Below are 24,306 nucleotides of genomic sequence, written 5' to 3'. Positions count from 1 at the left end.
CCCACCCTACGCAGCGGTTCGCCGGCGCGCGCCCGTCTCACGTTTCGTGAAGATGACGAAGCGGATCGACCGGTGACATCCGTGCCCGCCCTCACTATCGTGAGACCGACGGGGAGGGGACGCCATGTCGTTCATCACCAGGGGCTTCTCAGGACGTTCACGCGAGCGCGACGATCGGCTTCCCCCGGGGCAGACGCTCGTGGGCGACTTCCCGGTGCTGTCGGCCGGTCCGACGCCGGAGGTCGACACCGCGGAGTGGGAGTTCACGATCCGCACCGAATCGGGAGCCCAGCACTCGTGGAGCTGGGACCAGTTGACGGCGTTGCCGATCGAGGACGTCACGACCGACATCCACTGCGTCACGCACTGGTCGAAGCTCGGCACCGGATGGCGCGGGGTCGCCCTCGACACGCTGTTCGAGGACGTCGACACCGACTACGCGTACACGATGGCGCACAGCTACGGCGGCTACACGACGAACGTGCCGCTCGAGGACCTGCTCGACGGCAAGGCCTGGATCGCGATCGAGTTCGACGGCGAGCCGCTCGACCCCGAGCACGGCGGTCCTGCGCGGCTGCTCGTGCCGCACCTCTACTTCTGGAAGAGCGCCAAGTGGGTGCGGGGGCTCGAGATGATGGAGGACGACGAGCCCGGGTTCTGGGAGCAGAACGGGTACCACCTGCGGGGCGACCCGTGGAAGGAGGAGCGGTACTGGTGACCGATTCGACCGGTGCGGCCGGGTCGTCGGCCGCGGTGATCGGTCCGTCGTCGACCGTGCCGAGGGCCGGATGGCACGTCGCCACCGTGTCCTCGACCCGCCGCGAGACGCCGAGCGCCGCGCGGATCGAGCTCGACGTCGACGGATGGCCCGGGAACGCGGCCGGTCAGCACCTCGACATCCGCCTCACCGCCGAGGACGGCTACACCGCGAGCCGCTCGTACTCGATCGCGTCCTCCGGAGACGGCACGCGCGTCGTGCTCGCGATCGACAGGCTTCCCGACGGCGAGGTCTCGCCGTTCCTGGTCGACGTGGTGCAGTCCGGCGACCGCCTCGAGGTGCACGGCCCGCTCGGGGCGTTCTTCGTGTGGCGCCCTCGGACGGAGCGCGACGCGGCCCGTCCCGTGCAGCTCATCGCCGGCGGGTCCGGCGTCGTCCCGCTGTACGCGATGGCCCAGGCGCACGCCGATGCCGACGATCCGACGCCGTTCCGGCTCCTCTACGCGGTGCGCACGCCCGACGACGTCTACTTCGCCGACGAGCTCGCCGCGATCGCCGCGGCGCCTGCGCCACTCCGGCTCGACTTCGTCTACTCGCGGCGCACGCCGCCGGGGACGGCGACGCCGCCCGGTCGGATCACCCGAGAGCGGCTGGCCGACGCGACGATCCCCGCCGGCGATCGTCCGATCGTGTACGTCTGCGGCTCGACCGGCTTCGTCGAGCTCGTCGCGTCGTGGCTCATCGACCTCGGGCACGACCCCCGCGACATCCGCACCGAGCGCTTCGGAGGCACCTGATGACCGGCCATGTCGACGGCAACGCGATCGCCGGACCGCTCGCCGACTTCTTCTCCTTCGACGTCACGATGGCGACCGGCCGCTGCAGGGCGTGCGGCACCGTCGCGGAGCTCGCCCGGGCCATGGTCTACGTCAGCGGCGCGGGCACGGTGGTGCGGTGCGCGACGTGCGACAACGTGCTCGCGGTGCTCGTCGACACCGGCGAGCGAGCGTGGATCGACTTCGGCGGGGTGACCGCGATCGAGGTGCGGCGCTAGCCGAATGGCCCGCCCGGCGCGCGATCGTCAAACGGTGAGCGTTACGCGCCCCTCTCGCCGTTCCGTCTCAAAGGTGGCGCCAGAAGACCAGCACCTTCGGTGCATTTGGTGACCCATCTGCCGCCACTACGTCACCTGGCATCATTTCTGTCGGCAATGGTCCGACAGCGTTGAAGAGTGCTGGCCCGTCGCGTTGAACCCGACCTCATATGCCGTTGAGCTGCGAGACAGTTGAGCTGATGCGGTGAGGGTGGCGCCGCGCCATACTGTGCGGCATGAACAAGGTCGCGCAGGTGCTCGCCGCCCTGGAGGCGCTCACACTCATCGCCGTCGGCGTGATGGAGGCCTTCTTCTTCCGAAGCCCCGAGCTGCACGCCATCTTCCTGATCGAGCCCGGCGAGTACGACGCCGTGCGGCTGTGGACGGTGAACGTGGGCTTCTACAACATCTTCATGGGCACCGGGCTCATCGTCGCCCTCGTCCTCGTGAACACCGGTCGAGTCGCCGCGGGCCGCACCATCGTGCTTTACACGAGCGCGCTGCACGTGCTGCTCGGCATCACCCTCGTCATCTCCGAGCCCCAACTCTGGACCAGCGGAGTCGGCGAGGCCGGGCTAGCGGCCGCCGTGCTCATCGCGGTGATCGTCGGCGACCGCCGTGCGAGAACGGATGCCGGGTCGGCGGTGCGCTCGTAGCGTCGGAACATCGACGCGCGTGCCGGCGCGCTCCATTCGCCAGCATGAGGAAGGTGCCAGGCCCGCTGCAATACTGGCTCGGCTTGGTGCTGCTCGGATTGTTCGAGCCGCGGCGACCTTCTGTTCACAGAAACACCCCACGAGCAGCCAGATTGACCCTGCGGCGAACGTGCCCCACCGATCCCTCAACCCGACGTGGAGGCCGCCGATGATGTCGGGTGCCGGTCGTGGTCAGAGGTCGAGGAAGTCACCCAGCCACATCCGCACGGCTCCGAGGCATTCGGTCGATACCTGACCCGAGATCCTCGTGAGCCGGTCGCGCGAGAGGGTTCGCGGTTGCTCGGTCATGATCCATGACGGCCGATCGAAACCGCTGTGCCCGTCGACCCGGACGTGGTTGGGCCATCCGCGGTCGGTGGTCGTGATCGGCAGCACGATCGCGAGGGTCGTGACCGCGTCCAAGTATCCAGCGGAGGCGATCACCAGCACCGGACGGTGGCCACCCTGCTCCCGACCACGAACAGGCTCGAGCGATGCCCAGGCGATGACACCGGGAGCGAGTTCCGCCTCGGTCACGACCGGGCGTCGGCCAACTCGGTGCGCTCCCAGTCCGCCGACTCCCGAGCGTGCGAGTCGGCCTGCGCGGCCGTCGACGCGGAGACTGCCGCCTTCAGGCTGCTCAGCCGCCACCTGCGGTCCTCCTCGTCCGCGAGGTGCGCAAGGTGCGCGCCGAGCGTGACTCCGTCGCGTGCCGCCTGCTCCTTGAGGCGGTCGCGGAGCTCATCGCTCACCTTGATCGTCGTGGTCATACTCGGAGTATACCGCCGTGGCTGCCAAGCAGGCGATCCCTCAGCGAGGCGACGTTCGTCAGGTGGGCGGCGTGAAGCGTCCGCCGGTCAGTCGCTGGCCGATGATTTCGGCGCGAGTGCGGACAGCATGCTCGTCAGCGAACCGATCTCGACGGTACGCGGATCCGCAGTGAAGTCGTGTTCGGTGTGGAGGTCGTAATAGGCGTGCAGCAATGTGCTCTCGATCACCTCGTCGATCCGAGAGTGCCGCACCGCCTCTTGGAGGCTGACATGCGCGATGTCTGCCTCGAGGTCGTTGGCGGCGATGTCGACGAAACCGACCGAGAGGATCTCGCGGGAGTCGTCGACGGAGACGGCGTTGAACACCCGAGCCGGGACGCCGAAGCCCTTGTCGGCCTCCCACGCGCTGATGAAGTCGTCGAAGGTCGCGCCGTCGCGCAGGCGGCGACGAAAGATCGCGATGATCACGGCCCCGACAGTACCGCGGACGTTGACCCGCGCACCATGCCCGGTCCGCCGGCGACGCACGGACGATCGGCTAGTTGGCGGAGTGCGCCGCGTGCGACCACGGAGACCGGGCCGGCGTGAGTCGGTGTGCGGGCGTAAGTCGTCTACCCCAGGTCGTTGTCAGCCAGCATCTCGCTGACGGCTTCCGCGAACTTCGGAGCCCCGCTGCGGGCCAGTCTCGCCAACAGCACCTCCGCAGCGACGGGGGGATGTGTCATCGCCGCTGCTTGCTCAGTGATGACCTGGCACGTGGCGGACGGTCCGAGGTCGAACTGATCCAGCAGGAAGTCATCCAGCCGGATGGCGGCCAGGCCGAAGGGCCGCAGCGCAGCCTCGGGGAAGTCGCTGACGTTCTCGGTGACGATCACATCAGCACGACCCCGAATCGCTGCGGCAACAACATGGCGATCGTCAGGGTCCGGAAGCTCGATCCCTCCCTCGAGTGCTTCCCACCCTTCGACGAGAGCATCGTCGAAGGCCTCATCCATCGAGCGAAAGCGGCTCTGGAACCTGCTTGGGTCAATGTCGGGATGGATGCGCTCAAGTGCACGCAGCGCCTCATCAACGACCCGTCGTGACCACAACGGCCGGAACGCGCCGGAGTCGGCCATCCGCAGCATCGTGTCGCACGGCGCGATCGGAACCAGCACGCAAGCATCGAGAAACGCCGTGAACAGCGCCACCGCCTAAGACTTCCTCGCCTCGGCGAGGGCGTTCCGGTACGCCCCGGCGTCGACGTCGTACAGGCCGTCCTCGCTCGCCTGGCGGGTCAGCTCATCAAGACGACTGCGACGATCGATCCGCTTCCGCTCACGGTACGCAAGCACGTCCTGCAGACGAAGACGCCGATGCCGGGAGGCCCCGAGGCGTTCGAAGGGCAGCTCATGCTCGTCGAGCAGCCGGACCAAGGTGTTCCGGCTCACGCCCAGCAAGTTCGCCGCCTGCTGGGTCGTCAGTTGACGGTCGATCGGCTCGACACTGACGGACGCACCGTTACCCATTGCATTCACGACCTGCCGCAGTACCTCGTAGACCTCGAGAGGCAAGGGGATCTGCTCGCCGTCAGGCCCGAGCAGCATCGCGGGGGCGGAGTGGCTTTCGAGCAGCCGCGCAAGGTTGAGCATCTCCTGCAGGTCCTCCGGCGGAGCGACCACGCGTGGCTCACGGGACGGGCTGGGAACTGGAGTACTCATGTCTCGATTATCGCCCAAAACGTTCAAAACGTCCATATCGCCCACGATACTGGACTTCCTGGGTTCCGACCTCTGTCGCGCTGAGGGATCGACGAATCACCCAACGACCTCTTCGTCAAGTTTGGGGTTGACCTCGCCGAAGAAGTGCGTCTGACTGACGTGCAGGTCATATGGGGCGGTCCCAACGAGGTGAGAGGCAAGTCGCGTTCATGAATATCGACCCCCTCGTGGAGAGCATCCTCGCGGCCATCGCGCTGCTCGAGAACTCGCCTGACTCGGAGATTGATCCCGATGTCGCCGTCAACGGAATCGAGTCTGTTGCAGATTCGCTGGATCAGCTCGACGAGGACGGCCGCCGTGAGTTCATCGCGGCAGTCGTACGAGTCGCCGAAGCGCAGACCGACTCGGGGGCGAAGCGGTTCTACCTGTCGGTTCCGCGGCTGCTCGGCTTGTGACCCAAGCTGGCTAAAGGATCGTGCGGTGCGCGTGGGACGTGACCGTAACGCGATCGACGGCCACTTCGACACTCGGAGAGCCTGCGTTCGTCAGATGATGTTGACGCGCGGATCACCCACGCCACTCTGCCTCCGGCACTTGAAGAGGAAGCCGTGGCGAGCCTAGAAACGGCCGCCGCGCTCGTTCGCCGCGAGGTACTCGACCAAGACGTGCTCGGCCTCGGCGGGCTCAGCTTTGGCGCTGATCGGTGCCAGCCGTGGTCCGGATAGGGTTCCGGCTTCTGTCTGCCCGGTCTTGCATTGAGGGATCGTGGGCGAACCGGCAAACGAGCGGCGCACGCTGATGGGCGGTCGAGTGTAGCTGTGCGAAGGGCCGTAGCGGAGCCGACACCGCCCTTATATAGTGGTCTGTATAGAACCGTGAGGAGGCGCCATGGCCGTCACATCCATCGATATCGATCCCGACCAGCTGAAGCAGGCCAAGGAGTTGGCCGGCACTTCCTCCAATCGCGAGACCGTTGACCTCGCGTTGCGCACGCTGATCGCCGTTCGCCGTCAGCCGGCCGCCGTCGAGCGCATCATTGGGCGCAGGTTCGCGCCCGACCAGATCGACGCGCCGACCATCGCGCCGACGGTGACGCCGGCGTGACGACGTACCTCGTCGACAACAGCATCTGGCAGCTAGCCGCGACGAGCGCGGCGATCGCCGACAGGCTCAGAGCACTGTCGCCGAACCACCTCATCATCACCTGCCCTCCCCAGGTGCTCGAGTACTGCCACTCGGCGAGGGATCCCCGCGAGTACGCCGAGCTCCGAGAGGACATGGAAGAGCTGCTCCCGGCGTGGGAGCACCCGGACGAGCAGGACGCCCTCGACATCCAGCAGGCGCTCTGGGACAAGGGACTCGTCCGCGCCGCGGCAGCATTCGACTGCCTCATCGCCGCCTATGCCGTCGTCAATGACGCCGTGATCCTGAACTCCGACCAAGACTTCGGCTACATCGAACTCGCTACCGACGGCAGAGTCCGACAGGAGTACGTCCCAGCCTGATCGATGGCCAGAGCTCTGGTGCCCGCTACGCGTCATCCCGACCTAGAGTTCTGCGGCGCTCGACGGTCCGATGGGCGCACGTCTACGATCGCTGACCCCCCGCGTGTCGCGCTGAGGGATCCCCAACCGGGCACCGCGCGAGAGCGGCGGGTCGCGTACGCGCGTGGATTCGTGCGTTGTGGTTCGCTCGCGCACCTCGCGAGGATCGCAGCGTCGCGCCGCGGCGGGGTTGGCTCTTCGGGAGGTGAGGTCGCTGAGGCACGCAGGCGTCCTCTTGTGCGCGTGAAGAGGCGGGACTAGCGTCGGCAGCATCTGGGAAGGTCGTGCCCTCGCGGCGCTGCGCTGGCGCGGAACAGTGACACCGCCAAGGACAAGTACGTCCCACCCGCCAGCGAGGCCGCTGACGGATCGTCGGGAAGGTGAGGCAGATGAAACTCCCGCCTGTTCGTGGCGCGGCGCAGGTCGCTATCGGCATGCTCGCGATAGTCGCCGTCGGTCTCGGCACCAGCGTGGACTCGGCGCCCGCGATCGCCAAGACGGCACCGCCGCCTCCCACGCTGAGTGATCCCCCGACCTCCGCCGTCACCGACCTGCTCAGCTCCATCGTCAAGGGTGCCGGTGGCCAGGTCGGCAGCACGCTCGCGGGCTGGGTGCTGCCCAGCGCGGGCTCGGCGAACCAGGACGTCGCGGTGCTGGACCAGATCAGCACCGAGCTCGACGCGATCGAGCAGACTCTCACCGATATCGAGTCGGAGATCGCCGCGCTCACCAACGCGGTCGACAAGCTCGACTGCGATACCTGGATCCAGAGCGCCGAGCCGATGGTCGACGCCATCAGCAACCTCTGGGACCCCAACGCCGCGTCCTCGGGACCTCTCGGCGGGTCGGTGCCCCAGCAGTCCTATCAGGGCATCGTCGCCGAGGCGCAGAACAACACGGTCACCGTCGCCGACATGCAGGTCTGGGCCGACCAGGTCCTGAACAACAACAACGAGGGTATCGGCGGCAAGAGTGTCCAGGACTACCTCGAGGACCTCGCTACCACCCTCATCGCACCGGCCGCCAACACCGGGCTCCTGCAGAGCTGCCTGTCGCAGCCCGCGAACCTGCCGACCAACTACGCGGGACAGACGGACGACGTCTACTACAACACGGTCATCGCGCCGCTGATCGGCTACTACGAGACCATCCAGATCGAGGGCATCACCATGGTGGTCGAGGCGATGAACTTCGAGGCCTGGCAGGCAGCAGACTCGCCGACGTCGACGGTCGACACCATCACGAACCTGCCCGAGACGATCTGCGGGTCCTCCGCTACCGGCGACGTGCTGTCCTGGTGCGAGAACGCCGATTGGGCGGTCCTCGGCGAGGACGGACAGTCCGGGGAACGCGGTCGGATCGCAGATCAGCTCACGTTCGGCGGCGCGCCGTACACCACAGATCCGACGGTGAACTCCCAGCCCGTCCACCTCTACGTCGGATCCACCACCCTGTGGGCGTCCGACCCGAGCGTCTTCAACTCGATCAACAGCGACTCGAGCTGCCCGGGACTGAACTCGAACGCTCCCTGCGGGATCCTTGCCGGGACCTTCAGCGACACCGCGATCGGCGGCTCCTACGGCGGCTACGGCACAAGCTACGGCGGGACGTGGGGAGCCGCCCCGTTGGGGCAGATCCAGGACATCTACAACACCGGCCCGAGTTGGGGCACGTACACGAACGGTGCCGACTATCTGATGAGCGCGCGCGGGTTCTCCGGCATCCCGGTGAACACGATCTTCGTGACCAACTATGCGTTCACCATCCAGCCGTTCAGCAATGTGCACCTGACGACGCAGGTGTATGCCTTCATGGACACGGGCTTCAGCCCCGGGGTCTTCTACCCGATCTACGACCCGCAGACGGCTGGCGACTACTTCAACTCCTTCGCGGGCCTGCAGGTGCCCGCCGGGTCCAACGACTCCTGCACGAACACCGTTCCCAACCCGGCTCTCCCGCCGGCCAGCGCGAACGACGGCTTCTATCAGGGCACGTCGACGTGGTGCGGCATCGACACCACCGGCGACTGGACCAGTGGCCCACCCGGATGGACCACCACCGCCGCTAAGTCGCACCCCCAATTCCGCCTGCCCGTCTTGGACGTGACGGCGCTGCAATGCGCCGACGAGCTCAATTCGACCAATCCGTTCGGTGCGTACACCATGTGCGGCGACAACTTCTACGCCTGGCTCGATGCGCTGGTTCCGCCCGCCGAACCGCGTCAGGCCGCCAACCTGAACAACGGGGTGGCCCACGGGAAGAGTGGTCTCATGGGCGGCCAGAAAAAGGATCGCACCATCTACGTCGGCGACCTCACGCTCCCCAGCGGCTCCGACAGCCCCAGCTCGCCACTGAAGAAGATGCAGGACAAGACCCACCCGTCCGGGAAGTAGCGGAAGACACAGGACTCGATGAGGGACACATCGTCATCGAACTACGCTGAGCAGCCTCGATCGCCAACCGTGCGGCGAACTGTGGAAGGACGACAGCGTGCCGTGCGTGGGGCGTTCCGATCCCCCGAGTCGCAGCAGCGCGCCCGCTGCGAGGTGAGGTCCGGATCGGCGGCTAGTCACTCGGCCCCACGACGGCGGCGTCCGGCACACGTGCCCATCGTCGAGCACTCGTCCGGACCGCGGCAAGTTGAGTGCATGCGGTCGGGCGCGGGCGGTCGGTGCACTCGGATAGGCGCCAAACGTCGTTGGTCGGTACGGTGTCGCTCCGTGACCTTGTTGCTGTCGATCTGCCAGGAGTGCGCAAGCCGGTCCCTCAGAGACTCCTCCGTTCCGGCTCGCCCGGGTCAGTGAGTGTTGCGCTGGATCGTGCGGTAGACGGTCGCTCGCGACACCTTGAAGATGTCGCTGAGTTCAGCGCTCGTATGGGTGCCGGCTCGGAAGACCTGCATCAGCAGTTCCTGCTGCGCCGCCGACAGTTTCGGTGCCCGCCCGCGTAGCCGGCCCTTGGCGCGTGCGACCTGCATGCCCTCCCGGGTGCGGGCCCGGATGAGGTCGGATTCGAAATCGGCGACCATTGCCAGCACGTTGAACAGCAACCGGCCGACCGGGTCGTTCGGATCATGGATGGACCCGCCGAGGTTGAGTCGGACGTTCTTCGCCGTCAGCTCGTCGACGATGTCCCGGGCGTCGCGAAGAGATCGTGCCAGCCGGTCGAGCTTGGTGACGACGAACGTGTCCCCGTCGCGACAGGCGGCCATGGCCTGTCGCAGGCCCGGGCGTTCGCGGTTGGTCCCCGTCAAGCCCTGATCCGTATAGATGCGCTCGGCCGTCACCCCGAGACGTTGAAGTGCCTCACGCTGCACCGTGAGGTCCTGGTCCTGCGTCGATACGCGGGCGAATCCGATGAGCAACTCGTTCATCTTCGCAGCGTGCGCGTGGGTCAGGTCGATGACAAGTCGTACCTGCCCCGGGCCCGGTGGAGGCGGATTCGCACATGGGGTGCCCGCTGAAGTGCCCGGTCATGGGGCCCCGATTGCGACACGTCCGCGACGCGCGAGCTCGGTGGAGCGAGCACGGCCGAGGTCCCGCGGTGGTGGCGGTCATCCGGGCGTAGGGGTGGGGTCAGCGGCCGCCGACCGTCCCGTCACGGCGGAGGTCGGCGCCCCCGAGGAGGCCGTCTGGGGTCACTTCGATGATCGACAGACCGCTCTCCAAGGTCGCGATCGAGACGTTGTGGCCACGGGCCTCGAGTTGCGCGGCGAGCGCGGCGGCGTCGTAGTCGAGGGTCACGCCGGGCACCGGCGTCTCGATCTCGGTCGACCCGTTGCGGTTCTGGTAGTGCGGGACGGCGATCGAGTACTGCGGGTCGAGGCCGAAGTCGACGTGGTTGACGATCGACTGGGCGGTGTAGCCGATGATCCGCGAACCGCCGGGCGATCCGGTCACCAGCTCGACCGCGCCCGTGGCGTCGAACACGATCGTGGGCGACATCGAGCTGCGCGGACGCTTCTCGGGCTGGACGCGGTTGGCGATCGGCGTCCCGTCGCCCGCGACCGGGGTGAACGAGAAGTCGGTGAGCTGGTTGTTGAGCAGGAACCCGTGCACCATGACGCCGTTGCCGAAGGAGCTCTCGACGCTCGTCGTCATCGAGAGCGCGTTGCCCCAGCGGTCGATGATCGAGATGTGGCTCGTGCCGCTCGTCGCGGTGGTGGTGTCGGGCGCGGTCGGGTCGAACTCGCCCGGCGGGGTGCCGGGGGCGGCGATACCCATGTCCAGGGGGGAGATGAGCGCGGCTCGCGAGGCGAGGTAGGCCTCGTCGAGCATGCCGGCAGCGGGCACGGTCACGAAGTCGGGGTCGCCGACGTACAGGTTGCGGTCGGCGAAGGCGAGGCGGCCGGCCTGCGTGAACAGGTGGACGACCTCGTCGTCGAGCGGGTCGCCGGCGCCCGCGCCCGCCAGATCGAAGTTCTCGAGGATGCCGAGGATCTGGCCGACGGCGAGGCCGCCCGACGAGGGCGGGCCCATACCGCACACCTCGCGGCCGCGGTAGTCCAGGCACACGGGGTCGCGCTCGATCACGTCGTAGGCCGCGAGATCCGCGGTCGTCATGTCTCCGGGGATGGCCGGGTCGGACTGGACCGCGTCGGCGATCGCCGCGGCGATCGGCCCCTCGTAGAAGGCGTCGGCGCCGTCCTTGGCGAGGGCCTTCATCACGTCGGCGTACTCGGGGTTGGTGACGATCGTCCCGGCCGGCTTCGCCTCGCACGTCGCCGCGTCGGCGAAGTAGGCGAGGGCGGCGGGGTCACGGAAGAACAGCCGGTCGGTGCACGACGCGTTGAGCGCGAGCAGGCTCGCCGCCTGCGATGAGGTCCGCTGGGTGAGCGCGAAGCCGTCCTGGGCGAGGGCCTTGGCCGGGTTGAACAGTGTCTGCCACGGCCGCTCGCCGTACCGTTCGTGCAGGTCCTCGAGGAGCCGCGGCACGCCGGGCACGCCCACCGAGAGCCCGCTCTGCCAGGCTGCGAAGAATCCCAGGCCGAGGAAGCGGTCCTCGGTCGCGGCCGACGGCGCCTTCTCTCGGGCGTCGAAGGTGGTCGTCGTCTCGGTCGCCGCATCGTGGTAGACCACGAACGCGCCGCCCCCGATGCCGCTGGACTGGGGTTCGACGAGGCCGAGCACGGTCTGCGCCGCGATCATCGCGTCGACCGCGCTGCCGCCGGATCGAAGGACCCGTTCGCCGGCCTCCGTCGCGAGCGGATTCGCGGTGACGACCATCTCGCGTGAGGTCGCGGTCGACTCGAAAGCCGGCACGTCGGCGGACGCTGCGCCCGCCACCACCAGGGTCGCCGCACCTACCGCGGCGATCGATGCGAACACCTTCCGGAACATGGCGGACCCCCTTGTCGCCGCGCAGCCTCGTCGCTGCGTCTTCCCCTGGGGCGAGTCTCGCAGACTCGAGCGCCCGCGACCAGAGGGTCGGGGTCCCCTCGCGGGTCCCCGGATCACGTCACGGTCGAGGCGACCGCGAGCCACCAGACCGGGAACGCGACCCACGCGAGGCCGCAGATCGCGACCGCGACCCCGAGCAGCGTCGCGCGGAGCACCGACCCCTCCGCTGCGACGAACGCGATGCCGCCCACGATCGCGCCCACCGCGAACGCCGCGATCATGGCGATGGCGAAGGCCATCAGCCAGGCGGGCAGCACGCCGGCATCGCGCGCTACCGCCGACACGACGGCCGACCAGGTGAACGCGACGACCGTCGCCGCGGCCGCCACGATCGACTGCGCCAGCAGGTCGGCGACGCCGGCGAGCATGAGCACCGTCACGGTCGCGATGGCGGCGGCGCCGACGCAGGCGAGCACGGTGAGCGCCCACAGCCAGGGTCCGGCGACGACGTACCGGGCCAGCAGCACCATCGCGACGATCCACGGCAGGGCGCCGATGACCGCGAGCCAGTCGTTGACCGGGCCGAGCCACGACCACCTCGACTGCGGGGTGGAGAACGGCGTCGCGAGCACGAAGAACAGGACGAGCGCGACGAGCGCCGCGATGCTCACGAACCCCTGCAGCCCGGCCCAGATGCGGACCTGCTCGGTTCCGGCAGCGCGGTCCACGGCGAGATCCATGATCCCCACCTCCTCGAGGAGTCACCGAATCCATCGTGCTCCCATGGAGCCGGATGCCACGGGACGGACGGCCCAGGCCGTGACGCCGGTCCTGCCCGGCCGGCCTGCCCGCGGCGGGCGCGCTCGTCGCCTCGTCGTCGACGTGGGAGGCTTGCCCCGTGTGGATCGGCTGGATCGAGTTCGACGTGCTGCTGGGCGACGTCCACTCGCTCAAGCAGAAGCGCTCGATAGTGCGGCCCATCCTCGCGGAGCTCCGGCGCGCGACCGAGGCGTCGGTCGCGGAAGTCGGGGCGCACGACCTGCACCGGCGGGTCGAGCTCGGCGTCGCGGTGGCGGGATCGGCGTCGGACCGCATCACCGACGTGCTCGACCGTGCCGAACGGCTCGTCGCCGCCCACCCCGAAGTGACGCTGCTCTCGGCACGCCGCCGGCTCCGCCGATCCGACGACGACTGACGCCCTCGGCGCTCACCGCGCTCACCGGGCTCACCGCGCCGGCGATCAGGCGACCCGGCGCCCGTCCTTCCACGTCTGCGCGACGATCGGCACGCCCGGTCGGTAGGCGAGATGGATGCTGCTCGGCGCATCGAGCACGGCGAGGTCGGCGCGCATGCCCGGCCGGAGCGCGCCGACGTCGGAGCGCCGGAGCGCGAGCGCACCTCCCGCGGTCGACGCCCACACGGCCTCGGCCGGCGTCATGCCCATGTCGCGGACCGCGACCGCGATGCAGAACGGCATCGAGCTCGTGAAGCTCGAGCCCGGGTTGCAGTCGCTCGCGAGGGCGACGGTGACTCCCGCGTCGATGAGCCGCCGCGTGTCGGGGTAGGGCTGCCGCGTCGAGAACTCGACGCCCGGCAGGAGCGTCGCCACGGTCTCCGACCCGGCGAGGGCCGCGACGTCCTCGTCGGAGAGGTACGTGCAGTGGTCGACGGATGCCGCGCCGAGCTCGACCGCGAGCCGGACCCCGGGACCTTCGCCGAGCTGGTTGCCATGCACGCGCACTCCGAGACCCGCAGCGCGGCCCGCTTCGAGCACGCGTCGCGACTGCGCTTCCGTGAACGCGCCGCGCTCGCAGAACGCATCGACCCAACGGGAGTGCGGGGCGCAGGCCTCGAGCATCTCGCCGACGACGAGGTCGACGTACGCGTCGGCGCCCGGCCCATCCGGCTCGCGGTACTCGAACGGCACGACATGCGCTCCGAGGAATGTGACCTCGTCGGTGACTTCGGCTGCCAGTCGCGCGAGCCTCGCCTCGTCGTGAACGCTGAGGCCGTACCCCGTCTTGACCTCGAACGTCGTGGTGCCCTGGCGGTGCAGCTCGGCGACGAAGGCGGCCAAGCGGGCGCGCAGCTCGTCGTCGGTGGCAGCGCGCGTCGCCCCGACGGTCGAGCGGATGCCACCGGCTTCATATGCGCGACCGGACATGCGAGCCGAGAACTCCTCGGCTCGGTCGCCGCCGAACACCAGGTGGGTGTGGCTGTCGACGAAGCCCGGGATCACGGCTCGCCCACCGAGGTCGACGACCTCCACGTCGTCGTCGACGGGCGCGTCCGGTGCGGGGCCGACCCAAGCGACGCGACCGTCCTCGATCGCGACCGCCGCATCGCGCACGATGCCGAGCGGTCCGCCGTCGCGGTCGGCGCCGGGATCGTTCGTGACGAGCTCGCCGACGTTCGTCAGCAGCACCCGCCGCCCCTCCCCGCCGTCGGTCATGCGTCCATCATGGGCACGTTCAGGCCGCGCTCGCGCGCCACCTCGACCGCGCGGTCGTAACCCGCGTCGACGTGCCGCATGACGCCCGTGCCGGGGTCGTTCACGAGCACGCGTGCGATCTTCTCGGCTGCGAGGTCGGTGCCGTCGGCGACGACGACCTGGCCCGCGTGGATCGAGCGGCCGATGCCGACGCCGCCGCCGTGGTGGATCGACACCCACGTCGCGCCCGACGCGGTGTTGAGCAGCGCATTGAGCAGCGGCCAGTCTGCGATCGCGTCGGAGCCGTCGGCCATGGCCTCGGTCTCACGGTACGGCGAGGCGACGGAGCCGGAGTCGAGGTGGTCGCGACCGATCACGATCGGCGCCGAGAGCTCGCCCGACGCGACCATCTCATTGAACTTCAGGCCGGCGAGGTGCCGCTCCTTGTAGCCGAGCCAGCAGATGCGGGCGGGCAGGCCCTCGAAGTGGACCTTCTCGCCGGCCTGCTCGATCCAGCGACGCAGGTGCGCGTCCTCGGGGAACAGCTCGAGGATCGCGCGGTCGGTCGCCGCGATGTCCGCCGGGTCGCCTGAGAGGGCCGCCCATCGGAACGGGCCCTTGCCCTCGGCGAACAGCGGCCGGATGTACGCGGGCACGAAGCCGGGGAAGTCGAAGGCGTGCTCGTAGCCGCCGAGCTCGGCCTCGCGGCGGATCGAGTTCCCGTAGTCGAAGACCTCGGCCCCGCGCGCCTGGAAGCCGACCATGGCCTCGACGTGCGCGGCCATGGACTTCCGCGAGAGCTCGGTGAACTCGTGCGGGTCGGATGCCGCGAGGGCGTGCCACTCCGCGACCGAGACCCCCACGGGGAGGTAGGACAGCGGGTCGTGCGCGCTGGTCTGGTCGGTCACGATGTCGATCGCGACGCCGCGCTCGAGCAGCTCGGGGAACACCGACGCCGCGTTGCCGACGACGCCGACGCTGAGCGCGCGCCCCTCGGCCTTCGCGGCGAGCGCGCGCTCGACCGCGGCATCGAGCGACGGCGCGACCTCGTCGAGGTAGCCGTGCTCGACGCGACGCGTGAGCCGGGTCTCGTCGACGTCGACGATGAGCACGGCTCCGCCGTTCATCGTGACGGCGAGCGGCTGCGCGCCGCCCATGCCGCCGCAGCCGGCGGTGAGCGTGAGCGTGCCGGCGAGCGAGGCGGTCGCGACGTCGTCGGCGCTCGCGCCGCGCTTCGCGGCGAGCGACCGTGCGACCGCGCCGAACGTCTCGTAGGTGCCCTGCAGGATGCCCTGCGTGCCGATGTAGATCCACGACCCGGCGGTCATCTGGCCGTACATGGTGAGGCCGAGCTGCTCGAGGCGGCGGAACTCGGGCCAGGTGGCCCAGTCGCCGACGAGGTTCGAGTTCGCGATGAGCACGCGGGGCGCCCACTCGTGCGTGCGGAAGACGCCGACCGGCTTGCCCGACTGGACGAGGAGCGTCTCGTCGGGCTCGAGCTCGCGGAGCGTGCGCGTGATCGCGTCGAACGCCTCCCAGTTGCGGGCGGCCTTGCCGGTGCCGCCGTAGACGATGAGGTCCTCGGGGCGCTCGGCGACTTCGGGGTCGAGGTTGTTCATGAGCATGCGCAGCGGCGCCTCGGTCTGCCAGCTCTTGGCCGACAGCTCGGAGCCGTGGGCGGCGCGGACGGTGCGGGGGCCGGCGACGGCGTCGGCCTCGGTGGGTGCGGCAGTGGTCATGTTCCGATCCCACACCCTCCCGGGGCGGCCGACAACGGATGCCACGTCGCGCGTGTCCGGGATCCCGGACGCACCGGCTCCGGCGTGCCGGGGCGGCGTCTCGGGCGTCCGGCGTCGGCCGGACTCAGCCCAGGCTGACGCCGCGGGCCGCCATGAACGGGATCGCGTCGGTCGCGGTGCCGTCGATCCGGACCTCGTAGTGGAGGTGGCAGCCCGTCGAGGCGCCGGTGCTGCCGACCGCGCCGATGAGTTCGCCGGCTTCGACGACCTGGCCCTCCTCTACGAGGATCCCGCCGTCGCGCAGGTGCGCGTATCCCGTCGTGACGCCGTCGCCGTGGTCGATGAGGATCCAGTTGCCGTAGGACCCGTTCACCCCGGCCCGGACCACGACGCCACCGGTCGCGGCGAAGACGCCGGTACCGCACTGTGCGGCCAGGTCGGTGCCGCGGTGGAATTCGTTCACCCCGGGCAGCGGCTTGTCGGGGCGGGGCCCGAAGCCGTCGGTGATCGAGCCGAACACGGGCGACGCCCATCCCTGCTCGCTGAGCTGACCGGCGTCGATCGGGATGCTCTCGAAGGTCGCGACCACGTCGGAGGCCGCGAGTCGCGTCTGCGCGCCGTTCAGTGCGGCGCGGGCCGCGGCCACGACACCCTCGGCGACCACCACGTCGTTCTCGAACGTATCGATGGGGATGGCGTCGACCGCCTCCCAGGCCGCTGCGGCGCGCTCCTCGGCCGCGGTCGCATCGGCGTCACGGCGTTCCGCGATCGCGCGGAGCCGATCGGAGTCGCCGGCGAGCTTCTGCACGCGCTCCATGCCGGCGAGGCCGGCGAGGAGGTCCTTGCCCGAGCCCATCGCGGCGGCCATCGATCGCAGCGCAGCGCCGTCGCCCTCGACGGCGTCGAGGTAGACGCTCGCCGCGGTCTCGGCGACGTGGCGTGCCTCGGCCGCCTGCTCGTCGAGGCGCTCGGCCACCGCACGCGCGACGGAGCGAGTGCTGCGGGCCGAGGCGAGCGCGGACTCGGCGCTCCGGAGTTCCGTCATGGCGCGGTCGAGCTTGGTGCGGAGACCGGCGACCGCCGCCGTCTGCGACGAGTTCGTGCCGACCGTCGTGACCTGGAGCATCTGCGCGACCGGGCCGTCCCCGACGAGCACGAAGGGCGCCGTGACGCCGGAGCTGTACGGCGACGGCGACGGGCTCGGGCTCGCGGTTGGGGTCGGGCTCGGAGTGGGTGTCGGCGTGGGCGTCGGGGTCGGCGTGGGGGTCGGGGTCGGCGTGGGCGTCGGATCCGGCGTGGGCGTGGGATCCGGAGTGGGTTCCGGAGTCGGAGTCGGAGTCGGAGTCGGAGTCGGGGTCGGCTCGGGGTCCGGCGTGGGCGTCGGTTCGGGATCAGGGGTCGGGTCGGGTGCTGGTGCCGGATCCTCGGTCGGCGCGGGATCCGTCGGCGCGGGATCGTCCGTCGGGGTCGGCTCCGGCGTCGGATCGGCGGTCGACTCGGCCGTCGACTCCGAGGTCGCGGTCGTGCCCTCCGCGTCGCTCGAGACCGTCGTCGTGTCGAGTTCCTCAGCGCTGGCCGGTGCGACGGCGGACATGCCGAAGAGCAGGCCACCGGCGATCACGGCGACCGCAGCGGTGCACCTCCGGGCGGGCCTCGCTCGGAACGGGTCTCGCTCGTCGACGTCTCGGGTATGGAACATAGGGCTTCCTGGGTCCGGCAACCATGCCGGCACCCCCCAAGTCTGCCCTGATTCCCGGAACGCGCACAAGGACCGGAATCCCCACGGCGGTCCCCCGTTCGGGGCGCAGGCTGCGCGAGCGTCAGGCCACTGCGGTGACGGCTCCCGCGCGATCGAGGACCGCGCCCGAGGAGACGGCCTCGACGACGCGCTCGATCTCGGGCGACAGGAATCGATCCTCACCGGGAACCGCACCGGTCGAGGCGACGAGGTCCACGACCGCGCCGGTGGCCGCGCCCGGCTCGAGCGGCGCCCGGAGGGCGAGGCCGCGAGCGGCCGTCATGGCCTCGATCGCGACGACCCGCGTGAGCCCGTCGAGCGCTCGACGGAGCTTGCGTGCGGCCGCCCAGCCCATCGACACGTGGTCCTCCTGCATCGCCGACGAGGGGATCGAGTCGACCGACGCGGGGGCGGCGAGGCGCTTGAGCTCCGAGACGATCCCGGCGGCGGTGTACTGCGCGATCATGAGGCCCGAGTCCACGCCCACCTCGTGCGCGAGGAACGGCGGCAGCCCGTGGTTGCGGGCCTTGTCGAGGAATCGGTCGGTGCGTCGTTCGCTCATCGAGGCGACGTCCGCGACCGCGATCGCGAGGAAGTCGAGCACGTACGCGACGGGAGCACCGTGGAAGTTGCCGTTCGACTCGACCCGGCCGTCGGGGGTCAGCACGGGGTTGTCGACGGCGCTCGCGAGCTCGGCGTCGGCGACGGATGCCGCGTGCGCGACCGTGTCGCGGGCGGCTCCGTGCACCTGCGGCGCGCAGCGCAGCGAGTACGCGTCCTGCACGCGCGTGCACTCGGGGCCCTTGTGGCTCGCGACGATCGGCGATCCCGCGAGCAGGTTCCGGATGTTCGCGGCGGAGACCGCCTGGCCGCGCTGCGGCCGGAGTGCGTGGAGGTCGGCGGCGAAGACCGCGTCGGTGCCCATGAGTCCCTCGACGCTCATCGCCGCGGCGACGTCGGCCGTCGCGAGCAGCATCCGCAGGTCGTGGATCGCGAGCGCGAGCATGCCGAGCATGCCGTCGGTGCCGTTGATGAGGGCGAGGCCCTCCTTCTCGCCGAGGTGCAGCGGCGCGATGCCCGCCGCGGCGAGTGCCGAGGCGGCATCCGTCGGCGCGGTGTGCGGGCCGTCGGACCCGGTGCCGCGCACGCGCACCTCGCCCTCGCCCATCGCGACGAGGGCGCAGTGGGCGAGCGGCGCGAGGTCGCCCGAGCAGCCGAGCGAGCCGTACTCGCGGACGACGGGAGTGATGCCCGCGTTCAGGATCGCGGCGTAGGTCGCCGCGGTCTCCCGGCGCACGCCGGTGCGGCCCGTCATCAGCGTGGAGAGGCGCAGCAGCATGAGGGCGCGCACCACCTCGCGCTCCACCTCGGGGCCCGAGCCGGCGGCGTGCGACCGGACGAGGCTCGCCTGCAGCTGCGCGCGGCGGTCCTCGGCGATGAAGGTCGTCGCGAGTGCGCCGAAGCCCGTCGAGATGCCGTAGTGCGGCTGCGGGTCGGCGGCCAGGTCGTCGATGATCGCGCGGCTCGCTCCCACGGCGTCGAGCGCGGCGGGATCCAGGTCGACGCGGGCGTCGTGGCGGGCGACGGCGACGACGTCGTCGATCGAGAGCGGTCCGGTGCCGACGGTGACGGATGCCGCGGTGCGGGCGGGTGCGGGCGCGATCGTGCTCATACGTCCGATTCCACACCGTCGACGCGCGCGCCGGAACGCGGGGGAGTACGCTGCCGTCCGGGATACCGGACGGAGGGACGTGGAGCATGTCGGATGCATCGAAGGTGCCCGCCGCCGACCAGGTGCTGCGGATCCTCACCCACCTGGCCGCCCAGCGCGGACCGGTGCCCGCCGCGTCGATCGCGACCGCGCTCGGACTTCCGCGATCGACGACGTACCACCTGCTCGCGGTGCTGCAGGAGCGCGGATTCGTCGTCCACCTGCCCGAGGAGCGTCGGTACGGCCTCGGCGTCGCCGCATTCGAGCTCTCGAGCGGGTTCAGCCGCCAGCAGCCGCTCACGAGGCTCGGCCGCCCGCTCGTCGCGGCGCTCGTCGACCGGCTCGGCGAGTCCGGCCACCTCGCCGTGCTGCACGGACGCGATGTGCTCTACCTCGTGGAGGAGCGCGCCCCGCGGCGGCCGTCGCTCGTCTCCGACGTGGGCGTGCGACTGCCCGCGCACCTGACCGCGTCGGGTCGCGCGATGCTCCAGGCACTGCCACCTGCGCAACTCCGCGCGCTCTACCCCGACCGCGCGGCCTTCGCCGAACTGCCGTCGACGACGGATGCCGCGCCCTGGACGTACTCGAGATTGAAGTCCGTGCTCGCCGAGGCTCGGGCGGCAGGAGTCGCGGGCGAGCACGGCGAGGTCACGCGAGGGCTGGCATCCGTCGGCGCGCCGGTGCTCGACCACCTCGGCTGGCCGGCCGCGGCGATCGCCGTGACCTTCGCCGAGGGCGCGCCCGACGAGCTCGTCGACACCGCGGGCGCGGCCGTGATCGACGCCGCGGCGACGCTCTCTCGCCGGATCGGAGCGCGCTGAGCCCGCGCGCCCGGGCGCTCAGCCCGCTCGCGACGGGACGAGCCAGCCCCGGAGCATCCGCGTCACCCACGGCAGCACCCAGTACGTCATGATCGGCGTCAGGACGAGGGTCGTGACGAGCACCCGGAGCACGAGGGGCACGTCCTCCCACCACGGCGCGAGCGCGATGAGCAGCGAGAACGCCAGGTTCACCGGGAAGAAGCCGAGCCAGATGCTGACGGCCTGCTTCCAGCGCGGCGGGGCCGGTGGGAGGGCCGCATCCGCCGGCCCCGCGTCATCCGTCACCGCCGGCACCGAGCCCGTCGCGGGGTCGTCGAACCAGCCCTCGATGCCGGTCCGGCGCTTCGCCTTCTCGGCGCGCACGAACCCGCGACCCATCTCGAGCCACCACGACCGCTCGGGCGAGCGCTCCCAGGCCTCGAGGGTCTCCTCGTTCGCGAAGCGGTACAGCATGTGCCACACGTCCGAGTCCTCGCCCGCGCGCACCCAGCCCGACCCGAGGAACCCCGGATAGCGGTTGGCGAGGTTCACGCCGGTCTGGACCCAGACCGTCGCCTCCGCGATGCGGTCGGGATCGACCTCGCGGCGGATCGACACGGTGATCGGTTCGGTGGCCATGCGTCCATCTCAGCGCATGCGCGTGTCGTGCGCATTGCGCGTGCTCGCTCCGGCGACGTGCTCCGCGTCCGGAGGAGCGCTCAGTCGAGGTGCGCGTGCAGGAAGGCGGCGACGCGCTCGCGCAGGCCCTCGTCGAGGATGCCGATCGAGTGCGCGTCGCCGGGCACGACCGCGAGTTCGACCTCGACGGCCGATGCGCCCAGCGTGTCCGCCAGGCGCTGCGACTGCGCGAGCGGGATGATCTCGGATTCGGCGTGCCCGATGAGGAACGGCGGGTCCGTCGGGTCGACGTGCGCCGTCGCCGACGCCTCGATCGCCTGCGGGCACGCCTCGTCGGGCGTGCCGGGCTCGCACCCGAGGAACTCGCCGACGATGCCGCGGAGCCAGTCCGACGCGGCATCCGCATCGAGTTCGGGCAGCCCCAGGCCCACCGGGCCGGAGAGTTCGGCCACCGCGGCGACCCGCGAACCCACGTCGAGCGGGCCCTCGCCCAGCGTGCCGAGCAGGGCCGCGAGGTGGCCGCCGGCCGAGCCGCCGAACACGCCGATGCGCGCGGGGTCGAGGTCGAACCGTTCGAGCTGCTCGGGCTCGCGCAGCCATGCGACCGCGGCGGCGACGTCGTCGATCTGCGCGGGGTACACGGCATCGGGCACGAGCCGGTAGTTGACGGATGCCGCGACGAACCCCTCGCTCGCGAGCCAGAGGCACACCTTCCGCCAGTCGGAGTTCGCCTTGTCGCCGCGCGCCCAGCTGCCGCCGTGCACCGAGACGACGGCGGCGTTCGTGCCCGCGATGGCGGATGCCGCGGGGCGGCACACGTCGAGCGTCAGGATCGTGCCGTCCGCCGCGACCGCGTACTCGAGGTCTGCGTCGACGCGGAGGTCGGGCGGGGCCTCGAACGTGCGGATCCCGATGATCTCGCTGCCCGCGACCTCGCTCGAGGCCTGGCGTGCGCTCGGGTCCAGCTCGCGGAGCGGCTGGTGGAACGCGGACGCCACGGCGGCGACCGCGAGCGCGGCGCTCACGGCGAGGGCGATCCGCACCGGCCGGCGACGCCGGCTGCCGCGGAAGCCGGAGAGTCGGGTCATGGGTGGGGGCTCCGGGTTCTGGGTGAGGCGATGCTACCCCAGGACCGCCTCCCCGATGACACCGGCCCGAACGGTGTCAGGCGCTCCGGGACGCGGCGTCGGCCGAGGTCGGCGCGCGCCGATACGCTCGACGGGTCCTGCACCGCAGCGGGCCCGCACCCTCGCCCCGCACCCCTCGGCCGCCCCTCGGCCGGCACCGAACCCGACCCGAATCCGAACGGACCCGTGACCCGACGCCGCCGACGCCCCACGACCCCCGCCCGCCCCGCACGCCGGACCCTGTGGGTGTTCCTCGGCATCGGGCTCGCGCTGACGCTCGGCGCCTGCTCGGCGGACGAGCTCGTCGACGTACTCGACGCGATCGTCGTCGAACTCGACGGCGGGCCCGCGGGCCGTTCGGCCGATGCGCCGGAGGACCCGGACGGATCCGACGCGACCTCCGTCGAGGAGGGACTCACGGCGACCGAGTGGGAGGCGGCGCTGTCGGACCTCGCGTCGTTGCCCGTCAAGGGGCGCGCGGCCATGACCGGCTACGAGCGCGACGCGTTCGGCCACGGGTGGATCGACGTCGATCGCAACGGATGCGACACGCGGAACGACGTGCTCGCGCGCGACCTCGACGATCCCGATCGACCCGAGGGGTGCCGGGTCCTCTCCGGAATCCTCGACGATCCGTACACCGGCGCGCTCATCGAGTTCGTGCGCGGCGAGGGCACGTCGCAGCTCGTGCAGATCGACCACGTCGTCCCCCTGGCGAACGCGTGGGTGACCGGCGCGCAGCAGCTCACCGAGGAGGAGCGCGTCGCGTTCGCCAACGACCCGCTCAACCTGCTCGCCGTCGACGGCCCGGCGAACCAGCATAAGGGCGCGGGCGACGCGGCGACGTGGCTGCCGTCGAACCGCTCCTTCCGATGCGAGTACGTCGCACGCCAGGTCGCCGTGAAGGCCGCGCACGACCTCTGGGTGACCCCGCCCGAGCACGATGCGATCGAGCGCGTGCTCGACGGGTGCCGCCCGGCGGCCTGAGGCCGCAGGCTCGCGCGGGCTCGGCGCTACTCGCCGACGGCGAGGGGGCGCTCGTCGAGCAGGTCGGCGCCGAATCCGACGAGGGACTTGGCCATGCAGATGCTCGCGGGTGCCCCGACGTAGCGGCCGAACGGTGCCACACGGCGGTAGCCGTGCTTCGCGTAGAGCGCCTGCGCCGGGAGGTGCTGCGTGCCCGTCTGCAGGACGAGTTCCCGGATGCCCCGTGCGCCCGCATCCGTCTCGACCCGATCGAGCAGGCGGCTCGCGATGCCGGTGCCGCGCGCCGGCTCGTCGACGTACATCCGGGCGATCTCCGCGCGCCCCGCGCCGTGCGCGCCGTCGTCGATGAGGGCGATCATGCCGACCGCCGTGTCGTCGTCGTCGCGGGCCACGTAGACGGTGACCCCGGGCCGGGCCAGCTCCGCCGCCGCGAGTTGCACGCATCCGCCGCCCGCAGGGTAGAGCGCGCGAGAATACGATGAGCCGGCCTCGAGCAGGCGCGGGACTCCGGCCGCGTTCGGCGGCTCGACGGAGATCGACGGCGGTGTGGTCACGACGAGAGCGTACGGCAGTTGCGTTACCGCTCCGTTACGTTCCCGCGGCGGAATGCGACGTGAGGCGGATTCACAGGAGCATGTCCGGTATCGTTGGCTGGTCGGTTCTGGACACCGTGCACGTCGCACGGATGGGTTTGTGAGTCCTGAGGGCCGGTTCCACGCGCAGTCCGCGCGCGGATAGTCACCGTATGTGAACGGCCCCGGTCGACGAAGCTCCCGGGTTCTCAGTCGTGTCGCGCGCTCGCGCGGCCGGTTGCCATGTACATGCAATGCAACCCAGGAAGCCCCGATGCCCAAGAACAAGAAGCCTGCCGGCGGTCGCCCCGCCAAGAACTTCGACCCGTCGTACGCCAAGAGCTCGCGCCGCAGCGCGCCGCGAGCGGGCGGATCGCAGAAGCCCGGCTCCCGCAGCCCGGGCCACCGCGGGTACCGACCCGAGGAGGCAGAGGCGCCCAAGGCGCGCTGGACGCGCGATGAGCGTGTCGCAAGCGGCCGGGCGCCGCACCGTGCGGAGCGTGCCGGTCGTGACGAGCGCGCCGGACGCGACGACCGTGCGCCGGGTCGCTACGACCGCGACGACCGTGCGCCCCGCCGCTACGACCGCGACGACCGTGCGCCCCGCCGCGACGACCGTGCGCCGCGTCGTTTCGACCGTGACGAGCGTCCCGCGCGCTCGTTCGACCGGGATGACCGTGGGGCCCGTCGGTACGACCGCGAC

General features: G+C 70.7%; 26 protein-coding genes and 1 pseudogene. 12 read left to right on the top strand and 15 right to left on the bottom strand.

Annotated features, from left to right (window positions below):
* Window positions 1-124 precede the first annotated feature (124 nt).
* From GJR97_RS04465 to GJR97_RS04450, 4 genes are all read left to right on the top strand, one after another.
* Window positions 125-718, top strand: a complete 594-nt coding sequence (locus GJR97_RS04465) for a sulfite oxidase-like oxidoreductase (protein WP_154345336.1) — start codon at window positions 125-127, stop codon at window positions 716-718.
* Window positions 715-1,515, top strand: coding sequence for an FAD-binding oxidoreductase (locus GJR97_RS04460; protein ID WP_324613151.1), 801 nt, complete (start codon window positions 715-717; stop codon window positions 1,513-1,515). Before GJR97_RS04465 ends, GJR97_RS04460 begins: the two co-directional genes overlap by 4 nt.
* Window positions 1,515-1,772 (top strand): DUF6510 family protein, encoded by a 258-nt coding sequence (locus GJR97_RS04455; RefSeq protein WP_154345335.1) that lies wholly within the window; start codon window positions 1,515-1,517, stop codon window positions 1,770-1,772. The genes GJR97_RS04460 and GJR97_RS04455 overlap by 1 nt, the downstream gene beginning before the upstream one ends.
* Window positions 1,773-2,047: 275 nt before the next feature.
* Entirely contained in the window at window positions 2,048-2,467 is a 420-nt protein-coding gene (locus GJR97_RS04450) for a DUF1304 family protein (RefSeq protein ID WP_154345334.1), read from the top strand.
* Window positions 2,468-2,698: 231 nt separating this feature from the next.
* On the opposite strand, the gene GJR97_RS04445 is transcribed toward GJR97_RS04450, so the two are convergent.
* The 5 genes from GJR97_RS04445 to GJR97_RS04425 all read right to left on the bottom strand — a co-directional run bounded on the left by GJR97_RS04445 (window position 2,699) and on the right by GJR97_RS04425 (window position 5,012).
* A complete protein-coding gene (locus tag GJR97_RS04445) occupies window positions 2,699-3,043 on the bottom strand; it encodes a type II toxin-antitoxin system PemK/MazF family toxin (protein ID WP_324613150.1) in 345 nt (114 codons plus the stop codon).
* Window positions 3,040-3,276 carry a hypothetical protein gene (locus tag GJR97_RS04440; RefSeq protein ID WP_154345333.1) on the bottom strand — a complete coding sequence of 79 codons (237 nt, stop codon included), beginning with the start codon at window positions 3,274-3,276 and terminating at the stop codon, window positions 3,040-3,042. The genes GJR97_RS04445 and GJR97_RS04440 overlap by 4 nt, the downstream gene beginning before the upstream one ends.
* 87 nt (window positions 3,277-3,363) lie before the next feature.
* Window positions 3,364-3,744, bottom strand: coding sequence for a hypothetical protein (locus GJR97_RS04435; RefSeq protein WP_154345332.1), 381 nt, complete (start codon window positions 3,742-3,744; stop codon window positions 3,364-3,366).
* A gap of 143 nt (window positions 3,745-3,887) precedes the next feature.
* Window positions 3,888-4,466: a PIN domain-containing protein gene (locus GJR97_RS04430; protein WP_324613148.1), complete on the bottom strand. Its 579-nt coding sequence runs from the start codon at window positions 4,464-4,466 to the stop codon at window positions 3,888-3,890.
* A 3-nt stretch (window positions 4,467-4,469) separates the two neighbouring features.
* Window positions 4,470-5,012 (bottom strand): helix-turn-helix domain-containing protein, encoded by a 543-nt coding sequence (locus GJR97_RS04425; protein WP_229275985.1) that lies wholly within the window; start codon window positions 5,010-5,012, stop codon window positions 4,470-4,472.
* Window positions 5,013-5,203: 191 nt separating this feature from the next.
* On the opposite strand from GJR97_RS04425, the gene GJR97_RS04420 reads away from it, so the two are divergent.
* The 4 genes from GJR97_RS04420 (at window position 5,204) to GJR97_RS04405 (ending at window position 8,913) form a co-directional block, all read left to right on the top strand.
* The gene (locus GJR97_RS04420; RefSeq protein WP_154345331.1) at window positions 5,204-5,431 is read left to right on the top strand and encodes a hypothetical protein; all 228 of its coding nucleotides are present in this window, start codon (window positions 5,204-5,206) and stop codon (window positions 5,429-5,431) included.
* 433 nt (window positions 5,432-5,864) lie between these two features.
* Window positions 5,865-6,080 (top strand): type II toxin-antitoxin system VapB family antitoxin, encoded by a 216-nt coding sequence (locus tag GJR97_RS04415; RefSeq protein WP_154345330.1) that lies wholly within the window; start codon window positions 5,865-5,867, stop codon window positions 6,078-6,080.
* Entirely contained in the window at window positions 6,077-6,481 is a 405-nt protein-coding gene (locus GJR97_RS04410; protein ID WP_229275984.1) for a PIN domain-containing protein, read from the top strand. The genes GJR97_RS04415 and GJR97_RS04410 overlap by 4 nt, the downstream gene beginning before the upstream one ends.
* Window positions 6,482-6,909: 428 nt before the next feature.
* Window positions 6,910-8,913 carry a hypothetical protein gene (locus GJR97_RS04405; protein WP_154345329.1) on the top strand — a complete coding sequence of 668 codons (2,004 nt, stop codon included), beginning with the start codon at window positions 6,910-6,912 and terminating at the stop codon, window positions 8,911-8,913.
* A gap of 404 nt (window positions 8,914-9,317) precedes the next feature.
* Here GJR97_RS04405 and GJR97_RS04400 read toward each other — a convergent pair whose 3' ends face one another.
* From GJR97_RS04400 to GJR97_RS04390, 3 genes are all read right to left on the bottom strand, one after another.
* Complete coding sequence (locus GJR97_RS04400; protein WP_154345328.1) at window positions 9,318-9,893, bottom strand: recombinase family protein; 576 nt, start codon at window positions 9,891-9,893, stop codon at window positions 9,318-9,320.
* Between the two features lie 202 nt (window positions 9,894-10,095).
* Window positions 10,096-11,859, bottom strand: a complete 1,764-nt coding sequence (gene ggt / locus GJR97_RS04395) for a gamma-glutamyltransferase (protein WP_154345327.1) — start codon at window positions 11,857-11,859, stop codon at window positions 10,096-10,098.
* A gap of 113 nt (window positions 11,860-11,972) precedes the next feature.
* Window positions 11,973-12,599, bottom strand: coding sequence for a hypothetical protein (locus GJR97_RS04390; protein ID WP_154345326.1), 627 nt, complete (start codon window positions 12,597-12,599; stop codon window positions 11,973-11,975).
* Between the two features lie 158 nt (window positions 12,600-12,757).
* Here GJR97_RS04390 and GJR97_RS04385 point away from each other — a divergent pair, with 158 nt between their 5' ends.
* On the top strand, window positions 12,758-13,054 hold the full coding sequence (locus GJR97_RS04385) for a DUF503 domain-containing protein (protein WP_324613147.1): 297 nt from the start codon (window positions 12,758-12,760) through the stop codon (window positions 13,052-13,054).
* A gap of 45 nt (window positions 13,055-13,099) precedes the next feature.
* On the opposite strand, the gene hutI is transcribed toward GJR97_RS04385, so the two are convergent.
* The 4 genes from hutI to hutH all read right to left on the bottom strand — a co-directional run bounded on the left by hutI (window position 13,100) and on the right by hutH (window position 19,439).
* Complete coding sequence (hutI, locus tag GJR97_RS04380) at window positions 13,100-14,311, bottom strand: imidazolonepropionase (protein ID WP_154345324.1); 1,212 nt, start codon at window positions 14,309-14,311, stop codon at window positions 13,100-13,102.
* Complete coding sequence (gene hutU, locus GJR97_RS04375; RefSeq protein ID WP_154345323.1) at window positions 14,308-16,029, bottom strand: urocanate hydratase; 1,722 nt, start codon at window positions 16,027-16,029, stop codon at window positions 14,308-14,310. The genes hutI and hutU overlap by 4 nt, the downstream gene beginning before the upstream one ends.
* Window positions 16,030-16,153: 124 nt before the next feature.
* On the bottom strand, window positions 16,154-17,728 hold the full coding sequence (locus GJR97_RS04370) for a M23 family metallopeptidase (RefSeq protein ID WP_154345322.1): 1,575 nt from the start codon (window positions 17,726-17,728) through the stop codon (window positions 16,154-16,156).
* A gap of 121 nt (window positions 17,729-17,849) precedes the next feature.
* Window positions 17,850-19,439 (bottom strand): histidine ammonia-lyase, encoded by a 1,590-nt coding sequence (hutH, locus tag GJR97_RS04365; RefSeq protein WP_154345321.1) that lies wholly within the window; start codon window positions 19,437-19,439, stop codon window positions 17,850-17,852.
* Between the two features lie 86 nt (window positions 19,440-19,525).
* Here hutH and GJR97_RS04360 point away from each other — a divergent pair, with 86 nt between their 5' ends.
* Complete coding sequence (locus tag GJR97_RS04360; protein WP_154345320.1) at window positions 19,526-20,299, top strand: IclR family transcriptional regulator; 774 nt, start codon at window positions 19,526-19,528, stop codon at window positions 20,297-20,299.
* Window positions 20,300-20,317: 18 nt separating this feature from the next.
* On the opposite strand, the gene GJR97_RS04355 is transcribed toward GJR97_RS04360, so the two are convergent.
* Entirely contained in the window at window positions 20,318-20,917 is a 600-nt protein-coding gene (locus GJR97_RS04355) for an antibiotic biosynthesis monooxygenase (RefSeq protein WP_154345319.1), read from the bottom strand.
* 80 nt (window positions 20,918-20,997) lie between these two features.
* Complete coding sequence (locus GJR97_RS04350) at window positions 20,998-22,005, bottom strand: alpha/beta hydrolase (protein WP_154345318.1); 1,008 nt, start codon at window positions 22,003-22,005, stop codon at window positions 20,998-21,000.
* A gap of 225 nt (window positions 22,006-22,230) precedes the next feature.
* On the opposite strand from GJR97_RS04350, the gene GJR97_RS04345 reads away from it, so the two are divergent.
* Window positions 22,231-23,031 (top strand): HNH endonuclease family protein, encoded by an 801-nt coding sequence (locus tag GJR97_RS04345; protein ID WP_324613146.1) that lies wholly within the window; start codon window positions 22,231-22,233, stop codon window positions 23,029-23,031.
* 26 nt (window positions 23,032-23,057) lie between these two features.
* Here the strand turns inward: GJR97_RS04345 and GJR97_RS17840 are convergent, their stop codons facing one another.
* A complete protein-coding gene (locus tag GJR97_RS17840; RefSeq protein WP_195760607.1) occupies window positions 23,058-23,585 on the bottom strand; it encodes a GNAT family N-acetyltransferase in 528 nt (175 codons plus the stop codon).
* A 292-nt stretch (window positions 23,586-23,877) separates the two neighbouring features.
* On the opposite strand from GJR97_RS17840, the pseudogene GJR97_RS17835 reads away from it, so the two are divergent.
* Window positions 23,878-24,306 (top strand): annotated as a pseudogene (locus tag GJR97_RS17835) (DEAD/DEAH box helicase); the annotation flags it as partial.

This window comes from Agromyces kandeliae (assembly GCF_009674665.1).
Taxonomy (GTDB): domain Bacteria; phylum Actinomycetota; class Actinomycetes; order Actinomycetales; family Microbacteriaceae; genus Agromyces; species Agromyces kandeliae.
The sequence above is the reverse complement of the archived record's forward strand: the minus strand, read 5'-3'. Positions and strand labels throughout refer to the sequence as shown.